This window comes from Thiobacillus sp. SCN 63-57 (genome assembly GCF_001725555.1).
Taxonomy (GTDB): Bacteria; Pseudomonadota; Gammaproteobacteria; order Burkholderiales; family Thiobacillaceae; genus Thiobacillus.
Map to the genome: position 1 here is coordinate 129,003 of NZ_MEGP01000013.1, position 19,569 is coordinate 148,571.

The window sequence follows — 19,569 nt, forward strand, 5'->3', positions numbered from 1 at the left end:
CTTTACGGACATTCGCTATTCCCTAACGTTTAAGGTAAGGGGCGCGGCGCGGCTTTATTGCGCAGCGTCCGGGTTGACTACTGGGTTAGGCAGCATTTTGTCCCTGGCGAATGCGGAAGAAGATCCAGGGCGCCACGCCAAGCCAAATTAGAAACAACGTCCAAACGCGGCCCGCAGAAAGATCGTACTCATAAAGGACATCCTGTATTGGGCGATGCTGGAGTACCAAACCCATGAAGGTCTCGAATGCGACCGTGAGAAGTACCCAAACGACTCCAACAAGCAGCGCTTGCCTGCCTGAAGATGGTGGCCAAGTGTGCACGACGAGCCAGATGAAAGCCCCGATCCAGAACGAGCCGATTAGAGTCGAGAGTTGATGAGCATGCGGCTCGGACATGACTTTACCAAACGTGAGTTGGCGGAAAGCGCCGTTGGCGACTGCGATAACGAGCATTGGAATCCACGCGAGAACGTAACGAAACATGAATGCTGTCCTTTCGTGTGCTGAAAATCACCGCAGCCCCGTGAGGCCTAACGTTTGAGGTAAGGGGCGCGCCGCTTGCGGCGCGTCCCGTGGAGGCCGAAGGCCGGAACGAACGTGACCGAGGGGTTAGGCAGCATATTGCTCACGCTGGAAACGTTCCATGGTCGGTGTGAGTTCCTCTTTAAGTGCCCAGTAGTTGTCAATTGCGCGAGACAGCATGTCAGTAGCCTCTTGGGAAAGATCAAGCTTCACGATCAAATCTTGCGTGCGGTCCCAGTGTTTCAGGCTGTTTCTAGCGCGATTAGCGCGGTCTGCTATTTGGCTGGGCTCGATGGTTTCATCGTATAGCTTGCGATGAATGGCGACGACAGCCTTTTTGATAATGTCCAGTGAGTTCTCGCGGCCATCTGCTGCAAGAAGCTTCCCAAAAATCTCGTCGGCAGCCCCAGCTAAGGTAATGACGGAAGCAAAGTCAGCGCCTTCAAAGAAGATTCGCAATGCGGTCTCAAGTTGTTGTAAAGCTAGGTCATCGCGATAGTAGGCGCGGACTGTCATCTTGGGTTGCTGCCTAACGTTTGAGGTAAGGGGGCCGCTGTAAGCCAGTCCCGCTTGACTGATGGGATGGACTCCCCCCGTTTTTTATTGCCATAGTTGGCGTCACTGGTCTTCATGGGGATGGGGATCAGATGTCTTCAACGAAAGGAGTCCGACATGAAGTCTACTACCGTAGCCGTTGACCTTGCCAAGTCCGTTTTCCAGCTGGCCGTTGCCGATGCCTCCTGGAAAGTCATCGAAACCCACCGCCTCACCCGCAGCCAGTTCGAGCGCTGGTTTCTCAACCGCGACGTCTCGCTCGTCGTCATGGAGTCCTGCGGCTCCGCCCATCACTGGGCGCGCCATCTTTCCGGCCTCGGCATCGAAGTGAAACTGCTGCCTGCCAAATACGTGCGCGCCTACGTGAAGCGCAACAAAACCGACGCCGCCGACGCGGCGGCGTTGCTGGAGGCGGCGCGCGCCTCCGACATCGCGCCGGTCCGGATCAAGTCGGTCGAGCAGCAGGCCCTGCAAGGCCTGCACCGTACCCGCTCGCTGTGGATGTCCACCCGCACCAGCCGCATCAATGCGCTGCGCGGTTTCTGCCGGGAATTCGGCCTGGCCATTCCGCAGGGTTCCCGCACCGGCGTCGAAGCGATGGCCCGGGCACTGGCCGATCCCCGCAGTGCCATCCCTGAGTTGATCCGGGGTTCGATGAAGCTGCTCATCGAGGAGATCCGTCTTCTGGAACAGCGCATCGCGCAACTGGAGAAGGAACTGGCCACACTGGTCAAACAAAGCCCGGCCTGCCGGGAACTGCTGAGCGTCCCCGGCATCGGTCTGTTGACCGCCACCGCCATGGTCGCGGCAACCTCGGGCGAGGTCGGCCACTACCGCGACGCCCGCCACTTCGCCAGCTGGTTCGGCCTCACGCCCAAGGAATATTCCTCCGGCAGCACCCGCCGCCTGGGGCGCATCTCCAAACGCGGCGACCGCTATCTGAGGATGCTGCTCACGCACGGCGCGCGGGCGGTGCTGCGATCGGCCGTCGTGGCGAAACAGGCAGGCCGACAGGTCGACGGCCTGAAGGACTGGGCACTCAGGGTGCAGGGCCGGACCAACCACAACAAGGCCGCCTGCGCGCTGGCCAACAAGCTGGCGCGCATCTGCTATGCGGTGCTCAGAAACCATGAGCCCTATGGCACATCGACCCGGCGGGAGGAGAACAAGAAATTGAATCGCACGGCTTACGCCGTGGCGGGCTGAGGCAAGCCTGAAGTTTGAATGACCACCCTGCGTTTGCGAAGAGACTGATCGCCCATCATGGCTCAAATGATTGCATCATCACGGACTGACGCCGGTAACTCTTCCGGCACCCAAGCTGCCGCTTGTAACGATTGGCGCGCCGTGAGCAGATTCCATGTCGGCACGGGTCACACAGAACCCACTCAAGATGCCGGATATACGACTGCACGCAATTCCGAACAGCCACAACTATCGATCTGGTTTCTTGCTATTGAGGGGAGTCCATATACGATTTGTTAGCCATGTTTATTTAGCCGCCTGCACCCGGTAAAGAGAGCCTTGGCAGCCACCGGGGCCACCCATGACTACGGAGAATTCATAGACTTCGCCCGCCGCTACAGTAACTTGGGTTTCTGTAATGTTGCCACCGCATTTCATTTTGAGCTTGTGGGGGCCTGGCACCAGCTCTATAGGGCCATAGGCATTCGCTGGAGGGGTGCCATCCACTTCAACAACAGAAATAGTTGGCATACGCCCCAGGGTCCACAGATTGGTGCCACCAGAAGTAACAACGGCTACATGATTTAGACGCTCGCTTGGGACTGACTGGGTTGCACAACCGGCGAGAAGCAGAATGGCGAGAGTTGCAATAGCGGATAGGGATTTAGTGGCTTTTCTCATTGGTCATTAACTCCATGATGGCTAACGTAGAGCTAACAGGCGGCGCTTTAGCGCCGTCCAGCGACCGAAGGGAGCGAGGTTGAGCGCCATGTTATGTTTCTCTGGCCGTATGCCACGCTTCATAGAGCGAGATGAGGTAATAAGCTATGAGCGTTAAGAACAACGTGGTTTTCAGCACCCCGATAACAGACCAGATATTGTTGGATGACAACAAGGTTTGCACCGCGAAAGCAGCCACGACACAAGCAAGCAATTGCGGAAGAGAGGTTGCGAATGCAGCCAGGAAGAATAGTTTTCTTTCGCGCAGGAGTGAAAGAATGTATTGGGCTGGTTTCATTCTGTTTCTTGTTTCGATGCTGTGCGATGGAACGCTAGAAATCATTACGTTGCTTTGTGCGAACGCTTTGATTGCATCTGCCGTATACACGCGATGGCGTGAAATGAAACATAACGTAGAGCTAACCGGCGGCGCTCTAGCGCCGTCCAGCTACCGGAGGGAGCGAGGTTGAGCGCCGTGTTAGGAGATTGTTTGGGCACGAGAATGCTCTTCGAAGCCCAGTAAACGACTCAACTCGAAGGTGATAATGCCAAGAAAACCGATTCCGCCGAGCATCGCCAGGTAAACTCCAACGACGAAAAACTCAATTCCATTCTCGCTTCTATGGGTAATGAGCGCGGCCATGAGCGGCCTTGAAACAAGATTCAACACCCCAACCAATGCGCCAAAATAGAGCGCGAACACTCCGATTTTCCGCAATACATTAACGAAACCTTTTACGGGGTAAGAGTGCAAGGCCTGTGGGTTTCGATACACTGTTACTACTCGGTAGATACCCAGTCCAAGAAACAAAATTGGTCCAATGTATGGGATTGCAGCTCCACCACGGCCTGTAGCGAGAGCGACCCATCCCGAGCTGGCAAGCCCTATTGGGACAACCGCAGCTAAAACCACTATGGCATAGGCGATTTTTAAAGATCTTGAGGCAGTTAAATACATAGTTAATCTCCTAACGTGTTCGAGTAGAGCACCACCCCGAAGGGGCGAAAGCCGAGAGTGAAGCGCGCGGCGTGTGCTCGGACGAGGCGTCAGGTACAGATGGCCATGCATCCGCTGGACTGGTTTGGATCACGTTTTTCTCCTCCCTTTGTTTGGGGCGCTTCAATGGAAAAACGTCCCCCGCAATTTTTGTTATGTGCCGCGAAGCGTAACACGCCCCCTTGCCTACTGGTTAGCATCAGGCCTGATTGGTTACACTGCTCATGGTCAGTGATTTTCACGCACTCAGGACAGTGAATGGCAATTTCATCATCCCCCCCACCGGTTACTCCTCAGCAGGATGCTGAAGATGTCCGCTTCATGCGTGCCGCGCTCGAACTGGCCCGCCAGGGCCGGGATGCCGGCGAGGTGCCGGTGGGGGCGTTGGTGGTGTGCGGCGGCGAGATAATCGGGCGCGGTTTCAACCGGCCGATTTCCAGCCACGACCCCACGGCGCATGCCGAGGTGATGGCGCTGCGCGATGCGGCGGCGCGGCTGGGCAACTACCGGCTGGTGGGCTGCACGCTCTATGTGACGATGGAGCCGTGCGTGATGTGCGCGGGAGCGATCCTGCATTCAAGGGTGGCGCGGGTCGTGTATGGCGCGAAGGAATACAAGACCGGGGCGCATGGCAGCATCATCGACGTGTTCACCGAGCCGCGCCTGAACTACCATTGCGACATCGCCGGCGGGGTGCTGGCGGACGAGTGCGCGGCGATGATTTCGGGGTTCTTCGAGTCGCGCCGACAGCAGAAGAGGGAGACGGCGCAATGAGCGAGCTGTTCGTCGAGGTGGACATGCGCCTGCAGCAGCTGTATCTGTGGGAGCCTTTTCCGGACGGCGATCTGCTCATCCGGCAGTACCCGGTTTCCACTGCGGCGAACGGAGCGGGGGAGCAGAACGGGAGCTTCTGCACGCCGCGCGGCAGGCATCGCATCGCGGACAAGATCGGCGCCGGCGCGCCGCTGTGCGCCGCCTTCAAATCCCGTGAGCCGACCGGCGAAATCTGGACGCCGGAGCTGGACGCCGAAAATCCGGGGCGCGACTGGATCCTGACGCGCATCCTGTGGCTGGACGGCCTGGAACCGGGCAAGAACAAAGGCGGTACGGTGGACACCCATAACCGCTACATCTACATCCACGGCACCCACGAGGAACACCGGATCGGCACGCCGGCCTCGCACGGCTGCATCCGCATGAAGAATGCGGACGTGGCGGAGCTGTTCGATCTGGTGAAGGTGGGAACCGAAGTCAGGATTTCGTAGGAAACCGTCCGGCCGTTACAGCGGCATCGGCTTGCCGTCGTTGAGGTTGAGCCAGCCCTTGGCGATGCGGTAGATGAACCAGATGCAGGCGACGCCCAGGACAATCCAGCCGATCAGGATGATCCAGGTGAGGCCGCCGAGGACGAACCACACCAGGCCCCACCAGAAGGTGCGGATCTGCCAGCGGAAATGGCTTTCCAGCCAGGTGCCCTTGGCGTCGTCGAGCTTGATGTAGTTCAGCACGATGGCGACGATGGCAGTGACGCCGGAAAACAGCGACAGCGCGTACAGCGCATAAATGACGGTGCTCAGGGTTTTGAGGCTGGCAAGTTTGTCGTCGGTCGGCGTATCCATCAGTTACGGGCTTTCTCGTAGATTGGCATCATTTTCGGCACCAGCGCATTCAATGCCTGGATGCGGTTGCTGGGCGCAGGGTGGGTGCTCAGGAATTGCGGCGGGCCGTTGCCGCTGGCCTGGCTCATTTTTTCCCACAGGCTGATCGCGGCGTGCGGATCGTAGCCTGCGCGGGCGGCGAGTTCGATGCCGTAGCGATCGGCCTCGCTCTCGCTCTCGCGGCTGTTGGGCAGGGTCAGCGCAATGTCGGCCACCGGCGCCAGCACGGTGAGGTCGCGCCCGGCGAGGATGGAGCCGATTTGCAGACCGCCTTGCGTGGCCATGGCGCGCGACATGCGCTCGCGGCCGTGTCCCAGCAGCGCGTGGGAGATTTCGTGGCCCATGACCTGGGCGATTTCGTCGTCAGTCAGCTTGAGCTTGGTGATGATGCCGGTGTAGATCGCCATCTTGCCGCCAGGCATGCACCAGGCGTTAAGCGTGGGCTCGTCGATCACCGCGACCGACCATTTCCAGCTGCGGCTGGGCGGGTACATAGTGCCCGCCTGCGTGATCAGCCGGTCGGTGATGCGCTTGACCCGTGCGTTCAGCGCCGCGTCGGTGCTGAGCTTGCCCTTCTTCTGGGCCTCGTTGACCGTTTGCGCATAGGCCTGCGCGGACGAGGCCTGGGCCTGTTCTTCCGAAACCAGCACTAGCTGCGAGCGGCCCGACACGGGGTTGGTCTGGCAGGCCACCAGGCTGGTGGCGAGCAGGGCGGTCAGCAACAGTTGGATTTTCATCGCAGCTCCTTGTGGACGGGACAATGAACCGGGTTCAGATGCCGCGCAGCAGTTCGTTGATGCCGACCTTGGACAGCGTCTTCTCGTCGACCTTCTTCACGATCACCGCGCAATACAGACTATAGCTGCCATCCTTGGACGGCAGGTTGCCGGACACCACCACCGAACCGGCGGGGATCCGGCCATACGTCACTTCGCCGGTCTCGCGGTCGTAGATCTTGGTGGACTGGCCGATGTAGACACCCATCGAGATCACGCTGTTGTCCTCGACGATGACGCCCTCGACCACTTCGGAGCGCGCGCCGATGAAGCAGTTGTCGCCGATGATGGTGGGATTGGCCTGCACCGGTTCGAGCACGCCGCCGATGCCGACGCCGCCGGAGAGGTGCACGTTCTTGCCGATCTGCGCGCAGGAGCCGACGGTCGCCCACGTATCCACCATCGTGCCTTCGCCGACGTAGGCGCCAATGTTCACGTAGGAGGGCATCAGCACCACGTTCTTGGCGATGTAGGAGCCGCGGCGCGCGGCGGCCGGCGGCACCACGCGGAAGCCGCCCTCGCGGAAGTCGCGGCTGTTGTAGTCGGCGAACTTGGAGGGCACCTTGTCGAAGTAGTTGGTGAAGCCGCCCTTGATGAAGGCGTTGTCTTCGAGGCGGAACGACAGCAGCACGGCCTTCTTGATCCACTGGTGGGTGGTCCAGTTCTGGCCGTCGGTGCGCTCGGCGACACGGAGCTGGCCCTTGTCGAGCATGTCGATCACGGCCATGACCGCATCCTTGACCTGGGGCTCAGCGTTGCGCGGGGTGATCTCGGCGCGGCGTTCGAAAGCGTCTTCGATGGTTTTCTGCAGGTCTTGCATGATGGATTCCTGTGGTTGAAGGTGAAATGAATGAGGGAAGATTACCCGGTAATGGCCAGCGTCTTCACGCAGCCTCGCCGACGAAAGCCGCCATGCGCTTCGCCGCTTCGACGCAGGCGTCCAGGCTGTCGACCAGCGCGATGCGGACGAAGCCCTTGCCCGGGTTGACGTTGGCGGCGTCGCGCGCGAGATAGCTGCCCGGCAAAACCGTGACGTGCTGTTTTTCGTAGAGGCCGCGCGCGAACGCGGCATCGTCGCCGCCCGGCACACGCGCCCACAGATAGAAGGCGGCGTCCGGTGCATCGAATTGCAGCACGTCCTTGAGCAGAGGCATCACGGCGGCGAATTTCTCGGCGTACTGGCGGCGGTTTTCGATCACGTGCGCCTCGTCGTTCCATGCCGCGACGCTGGCGGCCTGCACCGCAGGGCTCATCGCGCTGCCGTGGTAGGTGCGGTAAAGCAGGAATTTCTTCATCACCTCGGCGTCGCCCGCGACCATGCCGGAACGCAGGCCCGGCACGTTGGAGCGCTTGGACAGCGAGTTGAATACGATAAGATTTTTAAGGCCGCGGCCGAGCTGCTGCGCGGCGGTGAGCGCGCCCAAGGGGGGCTGGCCTTCCTCGAAATAGATTTCCGAATAGCACTCGTCGGCCGCGATCACGAAGCCGTGCCGGTCGGACAGTTCGAACAGTTCCTTCCAGTCGTCCAGCGACATGACCTTGCCGGTGGGGTTGCCGGGCGAGCAGACGTAGACCAGGCTGATGCTTTCCCACAGGTCTTCCGGCACGCGCGACCAGTCCATGCGGAAGCCATTCTCCGGCAAGGTGTTGAGGAAGAAGGGGCGGGCGCCGGCCAGCAGGGCTGCGCCTTCGTAAATCTGGTAGAAGGGGTTGGGCGAGATGACCGTGCGGCGGCCGTGGCGGCTCGAATCGACGGCGGCCTGGGCGAAGGCGAACAGCGCCTCGCGCGAACCGTTCACCGGCAGCACTTCGGTCGCCGGGTCGAGTTTCACGCCATAGCGCCGTTCGGCCCACGCAGAGATGGCAATGCGCAGCGCATCCGAGCCCTGAGTGATGGGATAATTCGCCAGCCCGCCAAGTCCGGCGATCAGCGCGTCCTTGATGAACTGGGGCGTGGGATGCTTGGGTTCGCCGATCGACAGGTTGATCGGCGACAGCCCGGCACCCGGCGTGACGCCGGCGAACAGTTCGCGCAGTTTCTGGAACGGATAGGGATGGAGTTGATCGAGACGCGGATTCATTGCTGTACGGAATTTAACCAAGCCACACATTATAAAGCCCCATGCCGTCGATTCCCTTGCAGCGCACGCTTGCCCTCAGCAGTCTGGTCTACGCCGCCTCCCTGTGGGGGCTGGTATGGTATCCCTATCGCCTGTTGAGCGAGGCGGGCGTGGGCGGCATCGCGTCGAGCCTGTTCACCTATGCGACGCCCCTGCTGCTCATCGGCTGGCTGCATGGCCGTGTGCTACGCGAAGCGCGCGGCCACTGGCTGTGGCTCGCCGCGATCGGCATGACGGCTGGCTGGACCAACCTGGCCTATGTGCTGGCGGTGCTCGAAGGCGAAGTGGTCAGGGTCCTGCTGCTGTTCTATCTGTCGCCTTTGTGGACCGTGCTGTTTGCCCGTTTTCTGCTGCATGAAAAGCTCAATCGCGCCGGCTGGGCCGTGATGGCGCTTGCCGCAGGCGGTGCGCTGGTGATGCTGTGGCAACCCGGCGAATGGCCGCTGCCGGCCAATCGCGCCGAATGGCTGGGTCTGTCGGCGGGGGTGATGTTCGCGGCGAGCAACGTCATCAGCCGCCATCTGGAGGGCGTGGCCGAGGGTGCCAAGGCCGTGTCGGTATGGGCGGGGGTGGCGGTGCTGACCACGATCGGCCTGGCATTCAGGCCTGCCGAGCTCGGCTTCATGGCGGATGCCGCGCCTGCCACCTGGCTGTTGCTGCTGGGGGTGGGGATTGCCATCGGCAGCATGACCTATGCCGTGCAGTACGGCCTGGCGCGCGTACCAGCCAACCAGGCCATCGTCATCTTTTTGTTCGAACTGGTGGTCGCCGCGGTGGCGGCCTATTTCCTCTCCGACGAGCGCATGGGTGTGCAGGAATGGGTGGGCGCCGTCATGATCGTCACCGCCAGCCTGTTTTCCGGCCACATGGAAAACGATCAATCGAAGGAAACGCACCATGTCTGACATCACTGCGCTACTGCACGCCGGCCTGCTGGTGACCGACCTGACGCGGGCGAAGGCCTTCTATGAGTCAGTCATCGGACTCAACGTGTTTCCCGACCGCCCCGAGCTGCCTTATCCCGGCGAGTGGTACCAACTTGGCGGCGGCCAGCAGTTGCACCTGATGCAGCTGCCCAACCCCGATGTCGGCAATGTGCGTCCGGAGCACGGCGGGCGCGATCGTCACATCGCGCTTGGCGTGAAGGACATGGCTGCGCTGAAAAGCAGGCTCGATGCGGTGGGCGTGAAATACACGACCAGCAAGTCGGGGCGCGCGGCGCTGTTCTGCCGTGATCCGGATATGAATACGCTGGAGTTCGTCCTGGTCAGTTGAGCGGATCAGGCTACGCGCTCCCGCTCCCGGGCGGATCAGGGCAACGCCAGTCCGCGGCCGCATACCCTGCCGGGAGGCTGGTTGAATGCAGGCCCGTGCCCCCCATATAGATCCCGTATTGCCTTCGAGGAGCAGACGATGAGCGAATGGGTAGAGGCAACCGTAGTCGAGCGCATACGCTGGAACGATGCACTGATTTCGCTGCGTTTCGAGGCCGAGCTGGCCCCTTTCAATGCGGGCCAGTTCATTCGCGCGGGGATGGACATAGCCGGCGAACGCATCGCACGCCCGTATTCCATGGTCAATGCGCCCGACGAGAGGCCGCACGAGATCTATTTCAACGTCGTCCGCGAAGGCCCGCTGTCGCCCCGTCTGGCCGAGCTTCAGCCCGGAGAGCATTTTTGGGTCGTGCCCGCGCCCACTGGATTCCTCACCCTGGATGAAATCCCCGATGCCCGACACCTCTGGCTCCTCGCCACGGGCACGGCGATCGGTCCTTTCCTCTCCATCCTTAAAACCGCGGCGCCCTGGTCGCGGTTTGAGAAAGTCGTGCTGGGTCATTCGGTTCGCACACGGGACGAGCTGGGTTACCAAGAGACCATCCATGAAATACGGCAGCGCCACCCCGTGCAATTCCAGTTCGTTCCGTTCGTCACCCGTGAACCCGGCGACGGCCCTCTATGCCAACGGATTCCCGCCAGCATCGAAAGCGGCGCATTGGAGCGAAAGACCGGCCTGGATCTGACTCCGGCCGATGCCCACGTGATGCTTTGCGGAAATGCCGGCATGCTGCAGGACACCCTGGCCAGCCTGGAAAAACGCGGGCTGAAGCGGCATCGCCGGCGCGAGCCCGGCCAGGTCAGCATGGAAAAATATCACTGAGCGTATCGACGGGGTTGAAGCCACCGCACCCGGACGGGTCCACCGGGAAGTCCTTGCCGGGACAGACTGGACGACGCACGGGGTGTCGGCGAATTCGAGGCTTCACTCGAGTCCGACCGCCCGTTGCATCATTGATTGGCGCCCAGTTCGAGCATCGCGATCATACGCGTCGCAGCAGGACCGTGACGAGAAGTGAGGCGTCCTCCATTGCCCTGACGGCATGTGGCTCTGCGTCGGCAAGGTAAACCATGTCGCCTGCGCGGAGGATCTGCGTTCGCCCGTGGGCATCGAGTTCCACGGCGCCTTCCAGACATTGAAGGGTGAGGGCGCCCGACGCCTTGTGATCCGGGGCTGTCTTCCCGGCGATCAGCACGAACCGGAAGACTTCGAGGTGATCAGCCCTGACCAGCGTGCTCGAACGCGTTTCGCGCAATGCCGGGCCAAGTGGGCGGACATCGATCAGTTCGCCGGATGCTGCGTGGGTCATGGCCATGAATTCTCCTTGCCGGAACAACGAGAGTATTCGGATTCAAGCTTGATGCATGGTCCTAACTATAGCCCTTGACCCCGGGGCGCAAGGGAGGCGAAGGTTTGCACGCCATCCCGCGCCAGCCGCGCCGCGCCGTAGGCGGCCTCGATGTGCGCAGCGCGTGTCACTGGCACGCCGAGCCGGCGCTGGCGAATACGCGCCCAGACGGCATTGCGCGCGCCTCCGCCGGCGGTTTCGACCCGGGACACGGGTGTGGCGCCCAACGTGGCCAACAGGCCGTAGCCTTCGGCCTCGATGCGGGCGAGGCTTTCCAGCAGGCCGTGCAGGAATTCGGCGTCGTCGGGCGGGCGCGGCGCCAGGCGCGGCGCAAGTTGCGGGTCGTTGACCGGAAAGCGTTCGCCGGTGCGCGGCAGCGGCAGGTAGTCGAGCGGGCTGGCGACAGCCGGATCGATCTGTTCGCTGAGCGCCGCCAACTGGCGGTCGTCGAAGAACTGCCGCAGCACCGCGCCGCCGGCGTTGGAGGCGCCACCCGCCAGCCAGCGGCTGCCGAACCAGTGCGAATAGACGCCATGCTCGGCCGATTCCACCGGCGTGTCGGAGAGCAGTTTCAGCACCAAGGTGCTGCCGAGCGAGGTGACGGCGTCGCCGCTTTTGGTCACGCCCGCGGCCAGGAAGGCGGCGATGGAATCGGTGGTGCCGGCGTGCACCATGCAGCCGGGATTCACGCCGAGGTAGCGCGCGCGCGGGCGTGACACCGTGGCGAGCCGGGCGCCAGGCGCGATCGGCACCGGCAGGTAGTCGACGTCGGCCAGGTATTCGACCCAGGCCGGCCATTTCAGCTCGTCGAGATCGAGGCCCATCTTGAGGGCGTTGTGATAATCGGTCATGCCGACCCGGCCGGTCAGCAGGCCCGACAGCCAGTCGGCCTGGTTGAGGTAGAGCCGCGCGCCGGTAAGGCCGAGCCGCTTCTTCAGCCACAGCGTCTTGGCCAGCCCCGAGGTGACGGCGGCGGCGGGGTGGCCCGGGGTGGCGGTTTTCGCGATCAGCCGCGCTTCGTCGACCGCGCGGTCGTCGTTGTACAGCAGCGGCGGATGGCGCGGGGAGAGTTCCTCGTCGCAGGCGAGCACGGTGCCGGAGGTGCCGTCGAGCGCGATGTCGGAGAGCTGCGCGCGGATCGGCGGCGGCAGCGACGCGACCAAATCCCACAGCGCGTCGCGCCAGATGCCGGCGCGTTCGTGTTCTTCGAGCGTGCCGAAGTCGCGCGCATCCTCGGCGACGATCGCGCCTTCGGTGTCGATGACGCAGCTGCGTGCGCCCGAGGTTCCGAAGTCTATTCCAAGGAAATACAATTGCTTATCCGCGTGTGTTCGACTGATGCTCGAACTGTGTCAGGTCGACGCGCGGCGCCGGCTGCCAGCCTTTCTTGCGGTGCTCGGCAACGACGTTGGTGAAGATGCCGCCGCGCACATAGAACTTGGCGGTCAGGCGCATGAAGCGCGGTTTCGTCGCTTTGACGAGATCATCAAGAATCCGGTTGGTGACGTCTTCATGGAAATGACCTTCCTCGCGAAAGCTCCATATGTAGAGCTTCAGGCTCTTCAGCTCGACGCAGGTCTTGTCGGGAATGTAGTCGAGGATAAGCGTGGCGAAATCGGGCTGCCCGGTCTTGGGGCAAAGGCATGTGAATTCAGGGACTTCCATGTGGATATGAAAGTCGCGTCCCGGTTTCGGGTTGGGAAAGGTTTCCAGGGTTTTGGCGGGCGTGGAGGGCATGGGGAGGCTCGGTGTAGAATGTGTCGAAAACAGAACGCCGTAAAAATCTAACGGCGCATTGAGACGACACCCATTATAAAAGCTTAGGTCCGCTGTCTTGCGTTTAACCCACATCAAACTTGCCGGTTTCAAGAGTTTCGTCGATCCCACCGTGATTCCCGTCCCCGCCCAGCTGACCGGCGTGGTGGGGCCGAATGGCTGCGGTAAGTCGAACGTGATCGACGCGGTGCGCTGGGTGCTCGGCGAATCGTCGGCCAAGCACCTGCGCGGCGAATCGATGCAGGACGTGATCTTCAACGGTTCCGGCACGCGCAAGCCGGCGTCGCGCGCCTCGGTCGAGCTGGCGTTCAACAACGAGCTCGGCCGCGCCGCCGGGCAGTGGTCGCAATACGCCGAGATCTCGGTCAAGCGCGTGCTCGACCGCAGCGGCGACTCCACCTATTACATCAACAACATGCGGGTGCGGCGGCGCGACGTCGCCGACCTGTTCCTCGGCACCGGGGTCGGCGCGCGCGCCTACGCCATCATCGAGCAGGGCATGATCACACGCCTGATCGAGGCCAAGCCGGAGGAGCTGCGCGGCTACCTGGAAGAAGCCGCGGGCGTCTCCAAATACAAGGAACGCCGCAAGGAAACCGAGTCGCGGCTGAAGGACGCGCGCGACAACATGAACCGGGTCGAGGACATCCAGCGCGAACTCAAGGCCCAGGTCGAGAAGCTCACCGCGCAGGCCGAAGTCGCTCAGCATTACCGCAGTCTGCAGGCGGATTTGACGTTTTCGCAGCACCGTCTGTGGTTCGCCCGCAAGCACGATGCCGCTCAGCAGCGCGCGCGCATCGACAGGGATCTGACCGAAGCGCAGAACAAACTCGAAGCCGAGACGGCGCGCCTGCGCCATATCGAGTCGACCTTGGAAACCGCGCGCCAGACCCAGTTCGCCGGGCAGGACACGCTCAACACGGCGCAGGCGGCGTATTACCAGGCGCAGTCGGAAGTCGCGCGCATCGAGCAGACGATGGCGCACCAGAACGCCACCCGCGAGCGGCTATATCGCCAGGTGCAGGATCTGGGTGCGCGCGTCGAGACACAGCAGGCACGCCGGACCGCCACGCAGGATGCGCTGCACGAGGTCAACGCGCAGCAGCCCGGTCTCGAAGCCGCGTTGATGGAAGCCGAGGCCGCCGCGCGCCAGGCCACGGACAGCACCTTGCCGGAGAAGGAAACAGCTCTGCGCGGCGCCCAGCAGGCGGTCGGCGAGGCACAGCGCGCCGTTTCGCAGCTCGACCAGGCGCGCCAGGTCGACGAAAACAGCCTCGGCCATACCCGCCGCCAGATCGAGCAGCTCGAAGCGCGACATCGGCGGCTCGAGCAGGAGCAGGCCCAACTGCCGCGTCCCGACGCCAGCGGACTGGCGGGCAAGCAGCTCGAGGTGGAGGAACTGGCACAGACTCTGGCGTCCGCGCAGGAGAAACTGAAGGAAGCCGAGACCGCGTTGCCGGAACTCGACGCCGCGCGTGGACAACACATGCGCGACCTCGAAGCCGCCCGCAAGGCGCTGCACCAGACGGAAGCCGAGCTCGCCGCACTGAAGAAGCTGCAGGAAAGCCTCAAGGCCGACGAGAAGCTCGGCGCCTGGCTCGCCCACCGCAACCTGCAGCACGCTGCGCGCCTGTGGGAAAAGCTCACGGTTTCACCAGGCTGGGAGGCCGCGGTCGAGGCGGTGCTGCGCGAACGTCTGCAGGCGGTGGCCGCCGATGCGCAGCCGGGCTGGTTTACCGAGACGCCGCCATCGCGGCTCACGCTGTGGACAGGGCAGGGCGTGTCCGCTGCGCAGGCGCCCGCGGACACGCTCGCGAGCAAGATCATCAGCGACGACCTTGCGGCTCAGGCCGCGCTGGCCGATTGGCTGGCCGGCGTGTATTGGGCCGACGATGCCGACGCGGCGCGCGCGCGCGCGTCGACGCTGCTGACCGGCGAGTGCGTCGTGACGCCGCAGGGCCATGTGTTCACCCCGCATAGCGTCACCTTCCATGGCCCACATACCGCGGTCGAGGGCATTCTGGCGCGTGGTCGCGAGCTCGAGCGGCTGACCGCCGACGCCGAGCGTCTGCGCGAGGAAAGCGTCCAGTTCGAAGCCGCCTACGGCGAGGCGCAAGCGCAGGTTGCCGAGCGCCAGCGCGAAATCCAGGCCTTGCGCGCGCAGACCGGCCAGACCCAGGGCCGTCACCATACCGCGCAGATGGAACTGCTGCGCCTGCAGCAGGCGGTCGAACGGGTGCAGACCCGCGCCGCGCAGATCGGCCAGGAACTCGAGGAAGTCACGTTGCAGCTGGAAAGCGAACGGGCGTCGGTCGAAGGGCTGGAAATCCGCCTCAGGGACTACCGTGCGCAAGAGGAAAGTGCCCGCGAAGCGCTCTACGCCGCGCGCCAGCAGCGCGACCAGGCTGACCGCGCCGTGTTCGACGCGCGCGAACTGCAGCGCGCGGCCGAGCGGCGGCATCAGGAAGCCGGCTTCGCGCTGACCACCTGCACCAACAAGATCCGCGAGCTCACCGAGACCCTGGCGCGCATCGAGCAGGAAATCGCCGATGACGACACCCGCCTGACCCAGGCGCACGAGGAGCTGGCACGTCTGCCAGCCGACGCGCTCGACGCCGAACTTCAGACTGCCTTGGAGACGCGCACCTCGGCCGAAGCCGCGCTGGCCGCCGCGCGCGACGCGCTCGAAGGGCTGACCGCGCAACTCAGAGGACATGACGAGGCGCGGCTGGCCTGCGAGCAGGGCCTCGACCCGCTGCGCCGCACGATCGAACAGCTCAAGCTCAAAGACCAGGAAGCCATGCTGATGCAGTCGCAGTTCGAACTACAACTGCGCGAAGCAGCGGCGGATGAAGCCAGCCTCGAATCAGGCCTGGCCGACAGCCCGAAGCCCAGCCAATTGCAGGCCGATATCAACCGTCTGCAGAACGAGATCGCCGCGCTGGGTGCGGTCAACCTCGCCGCGCTGGACGAGCTCACCCAGGCGCAGGAGCGCGCCGAATACCTCGCGGCGCAGTGTGCCGACCTGCTGGAAGCCGTCACTACGCTAGAAGACGCGATCCGCCGCATCGACCAGGAATCGCGCGCGCGGCTGAAGGAGACCTTCGACACCGTCAACCAGCACATGGGCGAGCTGTTCCCGCAGCTATTCGGTGGTGGCCAGGCACGGCTCATTCTCACCGGCGACGAACTGCTCGACGCCGGGGTACAGGTGTTCGCCCAACCGCCGGGCAAGAAGAACGCCTCGATCCACCTACTCTCCGGCGGCGAGAAAACGCTCACTGCGCTGTCGCTGGTGTTTGCCATGTTCAAGCTCAATCCGGCGCCGTTCTGTCTGCTGGACGAGGTCGACGCGCCCCTCGACGACGCCAACACCGAGCGCTACTGCAATCTGGTCAAGGCGATGTCCGACCACACCCAGTTCCTCTTCATCACCCACAACCGTGTCACCATGGAAATGGCGCAGCACCTGGCCGGCGTCACCATGCAGGAACAGGGCGTGTCGCGCATCGTCGCGGTCGACGTGGACGAGGCGGTGGGGATGGTCGAGGCGGCCTAATTTCACGCACCTCTAGCCGATAGCCGCAGCTATCGGCGAAAATGGCGCTTTTGGCGTTTCCCCATACTTCCATGCTTGATATCCAGTTGCTGCGCAAAGACGCAGTCCTCGTCGCCGAGCGCCTGGCTGCGCGCGGCTTTGCTTTCGACACGGCGCGCTTCGAAGCGCTGGAAGTTGAGCGCAAATCGATCCAGACCCGCACCCAGGAGGCGCAAAGCCGCCGCAACACCCTGTCCAAGCAGATCGGCATGATGAAGGGCAAGGGCGAGGACACCACGACGGTCATGGCCGAGGTGGCGGGGCTGGGCGACGAGCAGAAGCAGCTGGAAGCGCGCCTGTCCGAACTCCAGGCCGAACTCAATGATTTCCTGATGGGCGTGCCGAACCTGCCGCACGAATCGGTGGCGGTCGGCAAGGACGAAACCGCAAACGTCGAGGTGAGCCGCTGGGGCACGCCAAGACAGTTCGATTTTCCGGTGCGCGATCACGTCGATCTCGGCGAGGGTCTCGGCCAGCTCGACTTCGCCGCGGCGGTGAAGATCACCGGCAGCCGCTTCACCGTGATGAAAGGGCCGCTGGCCCGGCTGCACCGTGCGCTCGCCCAGTTCATGCTCGACGTGCATACGGCGGAACATGGCTACACGGAAGTCTATGTCCCGTATCTGGTGAACGCTGATTCGATGCGCGGCACCGGGCAATTGCCGAAGTTCGAGGAAGATTTATTTAAGGTGCCTCGGACTAAATTCGAAATGAAAGAAGGATGGGCAGAAAGTGCTCTGCAAGGTGAGGAATATCAACGGGGCTCCTTTTCACCTAAACAAGAAAACTGGTATCTCATCCCCACCGCCGAAGTGCCGGTGACCAACCTGCTGCGCGACGAGATCGTGCCGGCCGAGGCCTTGCCGCTGAAGTTTGTCGCGCACACGCCGTGCTTCCGCTCGGAGGCGGGTTCCTACGGCCGCGATACCCGCGGCATGATCCGCCAGCACCAGTTCGACAAGGTGGAGCTGGTGCAGATGGTGAAGCCCGAGGATTCCTACGCCGCGCTGGAAAACCTGACTGCGCATGCCGAAACAATCCTGCAGAAACTCGGCCTGCCGTACCGCAAGATGGCCCTGTGCAGCGGCGACATGGGCTTCTCGTCGGCCAAGACCTACGACCTCGAAGTGTGGCTGCCGGCGCAGAACACCTACCGCGAAATCTCTTCCTGCTCCAATTTTGAGACCTTTCAGGCGCGCCGCATGCAGGCGCGTTTCAAGGCGGGGCAGGGCAAGCCGGAACTGTTGCACACGCTGAACGGTTCGGGGCTGGCGGTGGGGCGCACGCTGGTGGCGATTCTGGAGAACTACCAGAACGCCGACGGCAGCGTGACCGTGCCGGAGGCGTTGCGTCCATGGATGGGCGGGATCGACCGGCTGACCACAGCCTGATCGGATGCCGGCCGGTCAGCCCGGCGTCGGCAGGCCCGCTTCGCTCTTGCCCAGGTTGAACAGCGGGTTGTATTCGGGCTCCAGCCGCACCAGGATGTCATAGTAGTTGCGGATGTTCTCGGCAAACAGCAGCGCCTCGGCACCGCGGGCATAGCCGTATTTCATCACCTTGGCATACTCGCTTCGGCTCAGATAGGGCAGGGCTGCTTTCACGTCCGCCCAGCTGTCCGGATTGCCGCCGCGCGCCTGCGCGATGCGACGCGCATCTTCCAGATGGCCTTGTCCCTGGTTGTAGGCAGCCAGCGCGAGCCAGGTGCGGTCGGGCTCGGGAATGCGGTCGGGCAGGGCGTCCTTCAGCATGGCCAGATAGCGGGCGCCGCCGAGGATGCTCTGGCGGGCGTTGAGTCGATCGCTGATCCGCATGCGGTCGGCCGTTTCGGCGGTCAGCATCATCAGGCCGCGCACGCCGGTCGGCGACGTGGCAAACGGATCCCATTGCGATTCCTGGTAGCCGATCGCGGCCAACAGGCGCCAGTCGATGCCGGTGAGCGTCTGGGCTTCCTGGAAATACCGGCGCAAATCCGGCAGGCGTTGCGGACGGCGCTGCATGATGCCGAGGATGTCCGTGCTGTCCAGCCGCTTGACGTGACCGAAGTAACGCTCGTAGATGCGTTTGATGGTGCCGTCCCGGCGTGCCTGTTCGATGAAGCGGGCCAGCGAATTACGCAGGATGAGCGAGCTGTGTTTCGGCAGCGCCCACACGATTTTCTGGGTGTCCGGCAGGTCGAAGGCCACGGCCAGTTCGGGATAGAAGGTACGCACGGGATCGAAATCCATGCCGTTGATGACCACTGCGTCGTATTTGCCGGCCTGCAGTTGCGCCAGCAGCTCGTCCGGCCAGACATTGTCCAGCGCGGACCAGGACAGCTTGGGATACTTGCGCTTCAGACGCATCAGCATGGGCGTATGGCCGGAACCGATGATCAATGCCAGCTTCTTGCCGGACAGGGCAGCGATGTCGCGAGGCGCCCGCTCGCTGGCGCGATAGACGATATGGACCGGCGTCTCGAATAGAACCGGGCCGGCAATCAGATGGCGATCCTTGACCACGGCTTGCGGCAAGGTCGCTGCCGCCAGATGGATCTGGCGATTCTCAAGCAAGTCGAACAGGGCTTCGGGCCGGGGCTTCGCCGTCCATACTGGCGTCCAGTTCTGCGACTGGCCGTATGCCTGGATCAAATCGTGTTCGAAGCCGGCAGCCTCGCCATTGCGGGCGATATAGTAGGTCGCAGGGCTGTTGCGTACTCCCACCTGCAACTCGCCGCTGGTTTCGGGCGGTGGAATGGGACGACTACAGGCGGCCAATGCCAGTGTCAGCGCCAGTGCAGCCAATCTCCCGATCCATCCCATTGTTTTTATGATGGGCATGAATACAGTCTGAACGAGAGCGAAATTTTCGTCCAGCAAACCGCCCGACTCGGTTACAATACGCGCCCCGGAGAGGTGGCAGAGTGGTCGAATGTACCTGACTCGAAATCAGGCGTGAGCGCAAGTTCACCGTGGGTTCGAATCCCACCCTCTCCGCCA

Annotated in this window: 21 protein-coding genes and 1 tRNA gene; 9 read left to right on the forward strand and 13 right to left on the reverse strand. The window is 62.8% G+C overall.

From position 1 onward, the window contains the following. Positions 1-85: 85 nt before the first annotated feature. Both ABT23_RS06290 and ABT23_RS06295 read right to left on the reverse strand, forming a co-directional pair. Positions 86-484 (reverse strand): hypothetical protein, encoded by a 399-nt coding sequence (locus ABT23_RS06290; RefSeq protein ID WP_296632713.1) that lies wholly within the window; start codon positions 482-484, stop codon positions 86-88. A gap of 126 nt (positions 485-610) precedes the next feature. Further along, entirely contained in the window at positions 611-1,039 is a 429-nt protein-coding gene (locus ABT23_RS06295) for a hypothetical protein (RefSeq protein WP_296632716.1), read from the reverse strand. Positions 1,040-1,195: 156 nt separating this feature from the next. Between ABT23_RS06295 and ABT23_RS06300 the strand changes: the two genes are divergently transcribed. Continuing rightward, entirely contained in the window at positions 1,196-2,284 is a 1,089-nt protein-coding gene (locus tag ABT23_RS06300; RefSeq protein ID WP_296632719.1) for an IS110 family transposase, read from the forward strand. Between the two features lie 285 nt (positions 2,285-2,569). On the opposite strand, the gene ABT23_RS06305 is transcribed toward ABT23_RS06300, so the two are convergent. From ABT23_RS06305 to ABT23_RS06315, 3 genes are all read right to left on the reverse strand, one after another. Next, a complete protein-coding gene (locus ABT23_RS06305; protein ID WP_296632723.1) occupies positions 2,570-2,944 on the reverse strand; it encodes a hypothetical protein in 375 nt (124 codons plus the stop codon). 91 nt (positions 2,945-3,035) lie between these two features. Next, positions 3,036-3,281 carry a hypothetical protein gene (locus tag ABT23_RS06310; RefSeq protein ID WP_296632728.1) on the reverse strand — a complete coding sequence of 82 codons (246 nt, stop codon included), beginning with the start codon at positions 3,279-3,281 and terminating at the stop codon, positions 3,036-3,038. A gap of 180 nt (positions 3,282-3,461) precedes the next feature. Beyond that, the gene (locus tag ABT23_RS06315; RefSeq protein ID WP_296632730.1) at positions 3,462-3,941 is read right to left on the reverse strand and encodes a hypothetical protein; all 480 of its coding nucleotides are present in this window, start codon (positions 3,939-3,941) and stop codon (positions 3,462-3,464) included. A gap of 297 nt (positions 3,942-4,238) precedes the next feature. Between ABT23_RS06315 and tadA the strand changes: the two genes are divergently transcribed. Together tadA and ABT23_RS06325 are read left to right on the forward strand one after the other, a co-directional pair. Beyond that, the gene (tadA, locus tag ABT23_RS06320; RefSeq protein ID WP_296632733.1) at positions 4,239-4,754 is read left to right on the forward strand and encodes a tRNA adenosine(34) deaminase TadA; all 516 of its coding nucleotides are present in this window, start codon (positions 4,239-4,241) and stop codon (positions 4,752-4,754) included. Next, positions 4,751-5,245, forward strand: a complete 495-nt coding sequence (locus tag ABT23_RS06325) for a L,D-transpeptidase (RefSeq protein ID WP_296632735.1) — start codon at positions 4,751-4,753, stop codon at positions 5,243-5,245. Before tadA ends, ABT23_RS06325 begins: the two co-directional genes overlap by 4 nt. A 15-nt stretch (positions 5,246-5,260) precedes the next feature. Here ABT23_RS06325 and ABT23_RS06330 read toward each other — a convergent pair whose 3' ends face one another. From ABT23_RS06330 to dapC, 4 genes are all read right to left on the reverse strand, one after another. Then, positions 5,261-5,599: a hypothetical protein gene (locus ABT23_RS06330; protein ID WP_296632737.1), complete on the reverse strand. Its 339-nt coding sequence runs from the start codon at positions 5,597-5,599 to the stop codon at positions 5,261-5,263. Further along, positions 5,599-6,375 (reverse strand): M48 family metallopeptidase, encoded by a 777-nt coding sequence (locus ABT23_RS06335; protein WP_296632739.1) that lies wholly within the window; start codon positions 6,373-6,375, stop codon positions 5,599-5,601. The genes ABT23_RS06330 and ABT23_RS06335 overlap by 1 nt, the downstream gene beginning before the upstream one ends. Before the next feature lie 34 nt (positions 6,376-6,409). Continuing rightward, positions 6,410-7,234 carry a 2,3,4,5-tetrahydropyridine-2,6-dicarboxylate N-succinyltransferase gene (dapD, locus tag ABT23_RS06340; protein ID WP_296632742.1) on the reverse strand — a complete coding sequence of 275 codons (825 nt, stop codon included), beginning with the start codon at positions 7,232-7,234 and terminating at the stop codon, positions 6,410-6,412. A gap of 64 nt (positions 7,235-7,298) precedes the next feature. Next, complete coding sequence (dapC, locus tag ABT23_RS06345) at positions 7,299-8,495, reverse strand: succinyldiaminopimelate transaminase (protein ID WP_296632744.1); 1,197 nt, start codon at positions 8,493-8,495, stop codon at positions 7,299-7,301. A 41-nt stretch (positions 8,496-8,536) separates the two neighbouring features. On the opposite strand from dapC, the gene ABT23_RS06350 reads away from it, so the two are divergent. From ABT23_RS06350 to ABT23_RS06360, 3 genes are all read left to right on the forward strand, one after another. After that, positions 8,537-9,439, forward strand: a complete 903-nt coding sequence (locus ABT23_RS06350; protein ID WP_296632747.1) for a DMT family transporter — start codon at positions 8,537-8,539, stop codon at positions 9,437-9,439. Continuing rightward, a complete protein-coding gene (locus tag ABT23_RS06355; protein ID WP_296632750.1) occupies positions 9,432-9,809 on the forward strand; it encodes a VOC family protein in 378 nt (125 codons plus the stop codon). Before ABT23_RS06350 ends, ABT23_RS06355 begins: the two co-directional genes overlap by 8 nt. A gap of 81 nt (positions 9,810-9,890) precedes the next feature. Next, positions 9,891-10,691, forward strand: a complete 801-nt coding sequence (locus tag ABT23_RS06360) for a ferredoxin--NADP reductase (RefSeq protein WP_296632753.1) — start codon at positions 9,891-9,893, stop codon at positions 10,689-10,691. A 160-nt stretch (positions 10,692-10,851) separates the two neighbouring features. Here the strand turns inward: ABT23_RS06360 and ABT23_RS06365 are convergent, their stop codons facing one another. The 3 genes from ABT23_RS06365 to queF are packed head-to-tail and all read right to left on the reverse strand — an operon-like array spanning position 10,852 to position 12,954. Beyond that, a complete protein-coding gene (locus ABT23_RS06365) occupies positions 10,852-11,184 on the reverse strand; it encodes a cupin domain-containing protein (protein WP_296632755.1) in 333 nt (110 codons plus the stop codon). A 59-nt stretch (positions 11,185-11,243) separates the two neighbouring features. Beyond that, positions 11,244-12,530, reverse strand: coding sequence for an FGGY-family carbohydrate kinase (locus tag ABT23_RS06370; RefSeq protein ID WP_296632757.1), 1,287 nt, complete (start codon positions 12,528-12,530; stop codon positions 11,244-11,246). A 4-nt stretch (positions 12,531-12,534) separates the two neighbouring features. Then, positions 12,535-12,954, reverse strand: a complete 420-nt coding sequence (gene queF / locus ABT23_RS06375) for a preQ(1) synthase (RefSeq protein WP_296632760.1) — start codon at positions 12,952-12,954, stop codon at positions 12,535-12,537. Between the two features lie 97 nt (positions 12,955-13,051). Here queF and smc point away from each other — a divergent pair, with 97 nt between their 5' ends. Both smc and serS read left to right on the forward strand, forming a co-directional pair. Continuing rightward, a complete protein-coding gene (gene smc, locus ABT23_RS06380; RefSeq protein WP_296632764.1) occupies positions 13,052-16,552 on the forward strand; it encodes a chromosome segregation protein SMC in 3,501 nt (1,166 codons plus the stop codon). Positions 16,553-16,623: 71 nt separating this feature from the next. After that, positions 16,624-17,982: a serine--tRNA ligase gene (serS, locus tag ABT23_RS06385; protein ID WP_296632767.1), complete on the forward strand. Its 1,359-nt coding sequence runs from the start codon at positions 16,624-16,626 to the stop codon at positions 17,980-17,982. A 15-nt stretch (positions 17,983-17,997) separates the two neighbouring features. Here the strand turns inward: serS and mltF are convergent, their stop codons facing one another. After that, positions 17,998-19,374: a membrane-bound lytic murein transglycosylase MltF gene (gene mltF, locus ABT23_RS06390; protein WP_296632770.1), complete on the reverse strand. Its 1,377-nt coding sequence runs from the start codon at positions 19,372-19,374 to the stop codon at positions 17,998-18,000. 105 nt (positions 19,375-19,479) lie between these two features. On the opposite strand from mltF, the gene ABT23_RS06395 reads away from it, so the two are divergent. Then, positions 19,480-19,569, forward strand: a tRNA-Ser gene (locus ABT23_RS06395).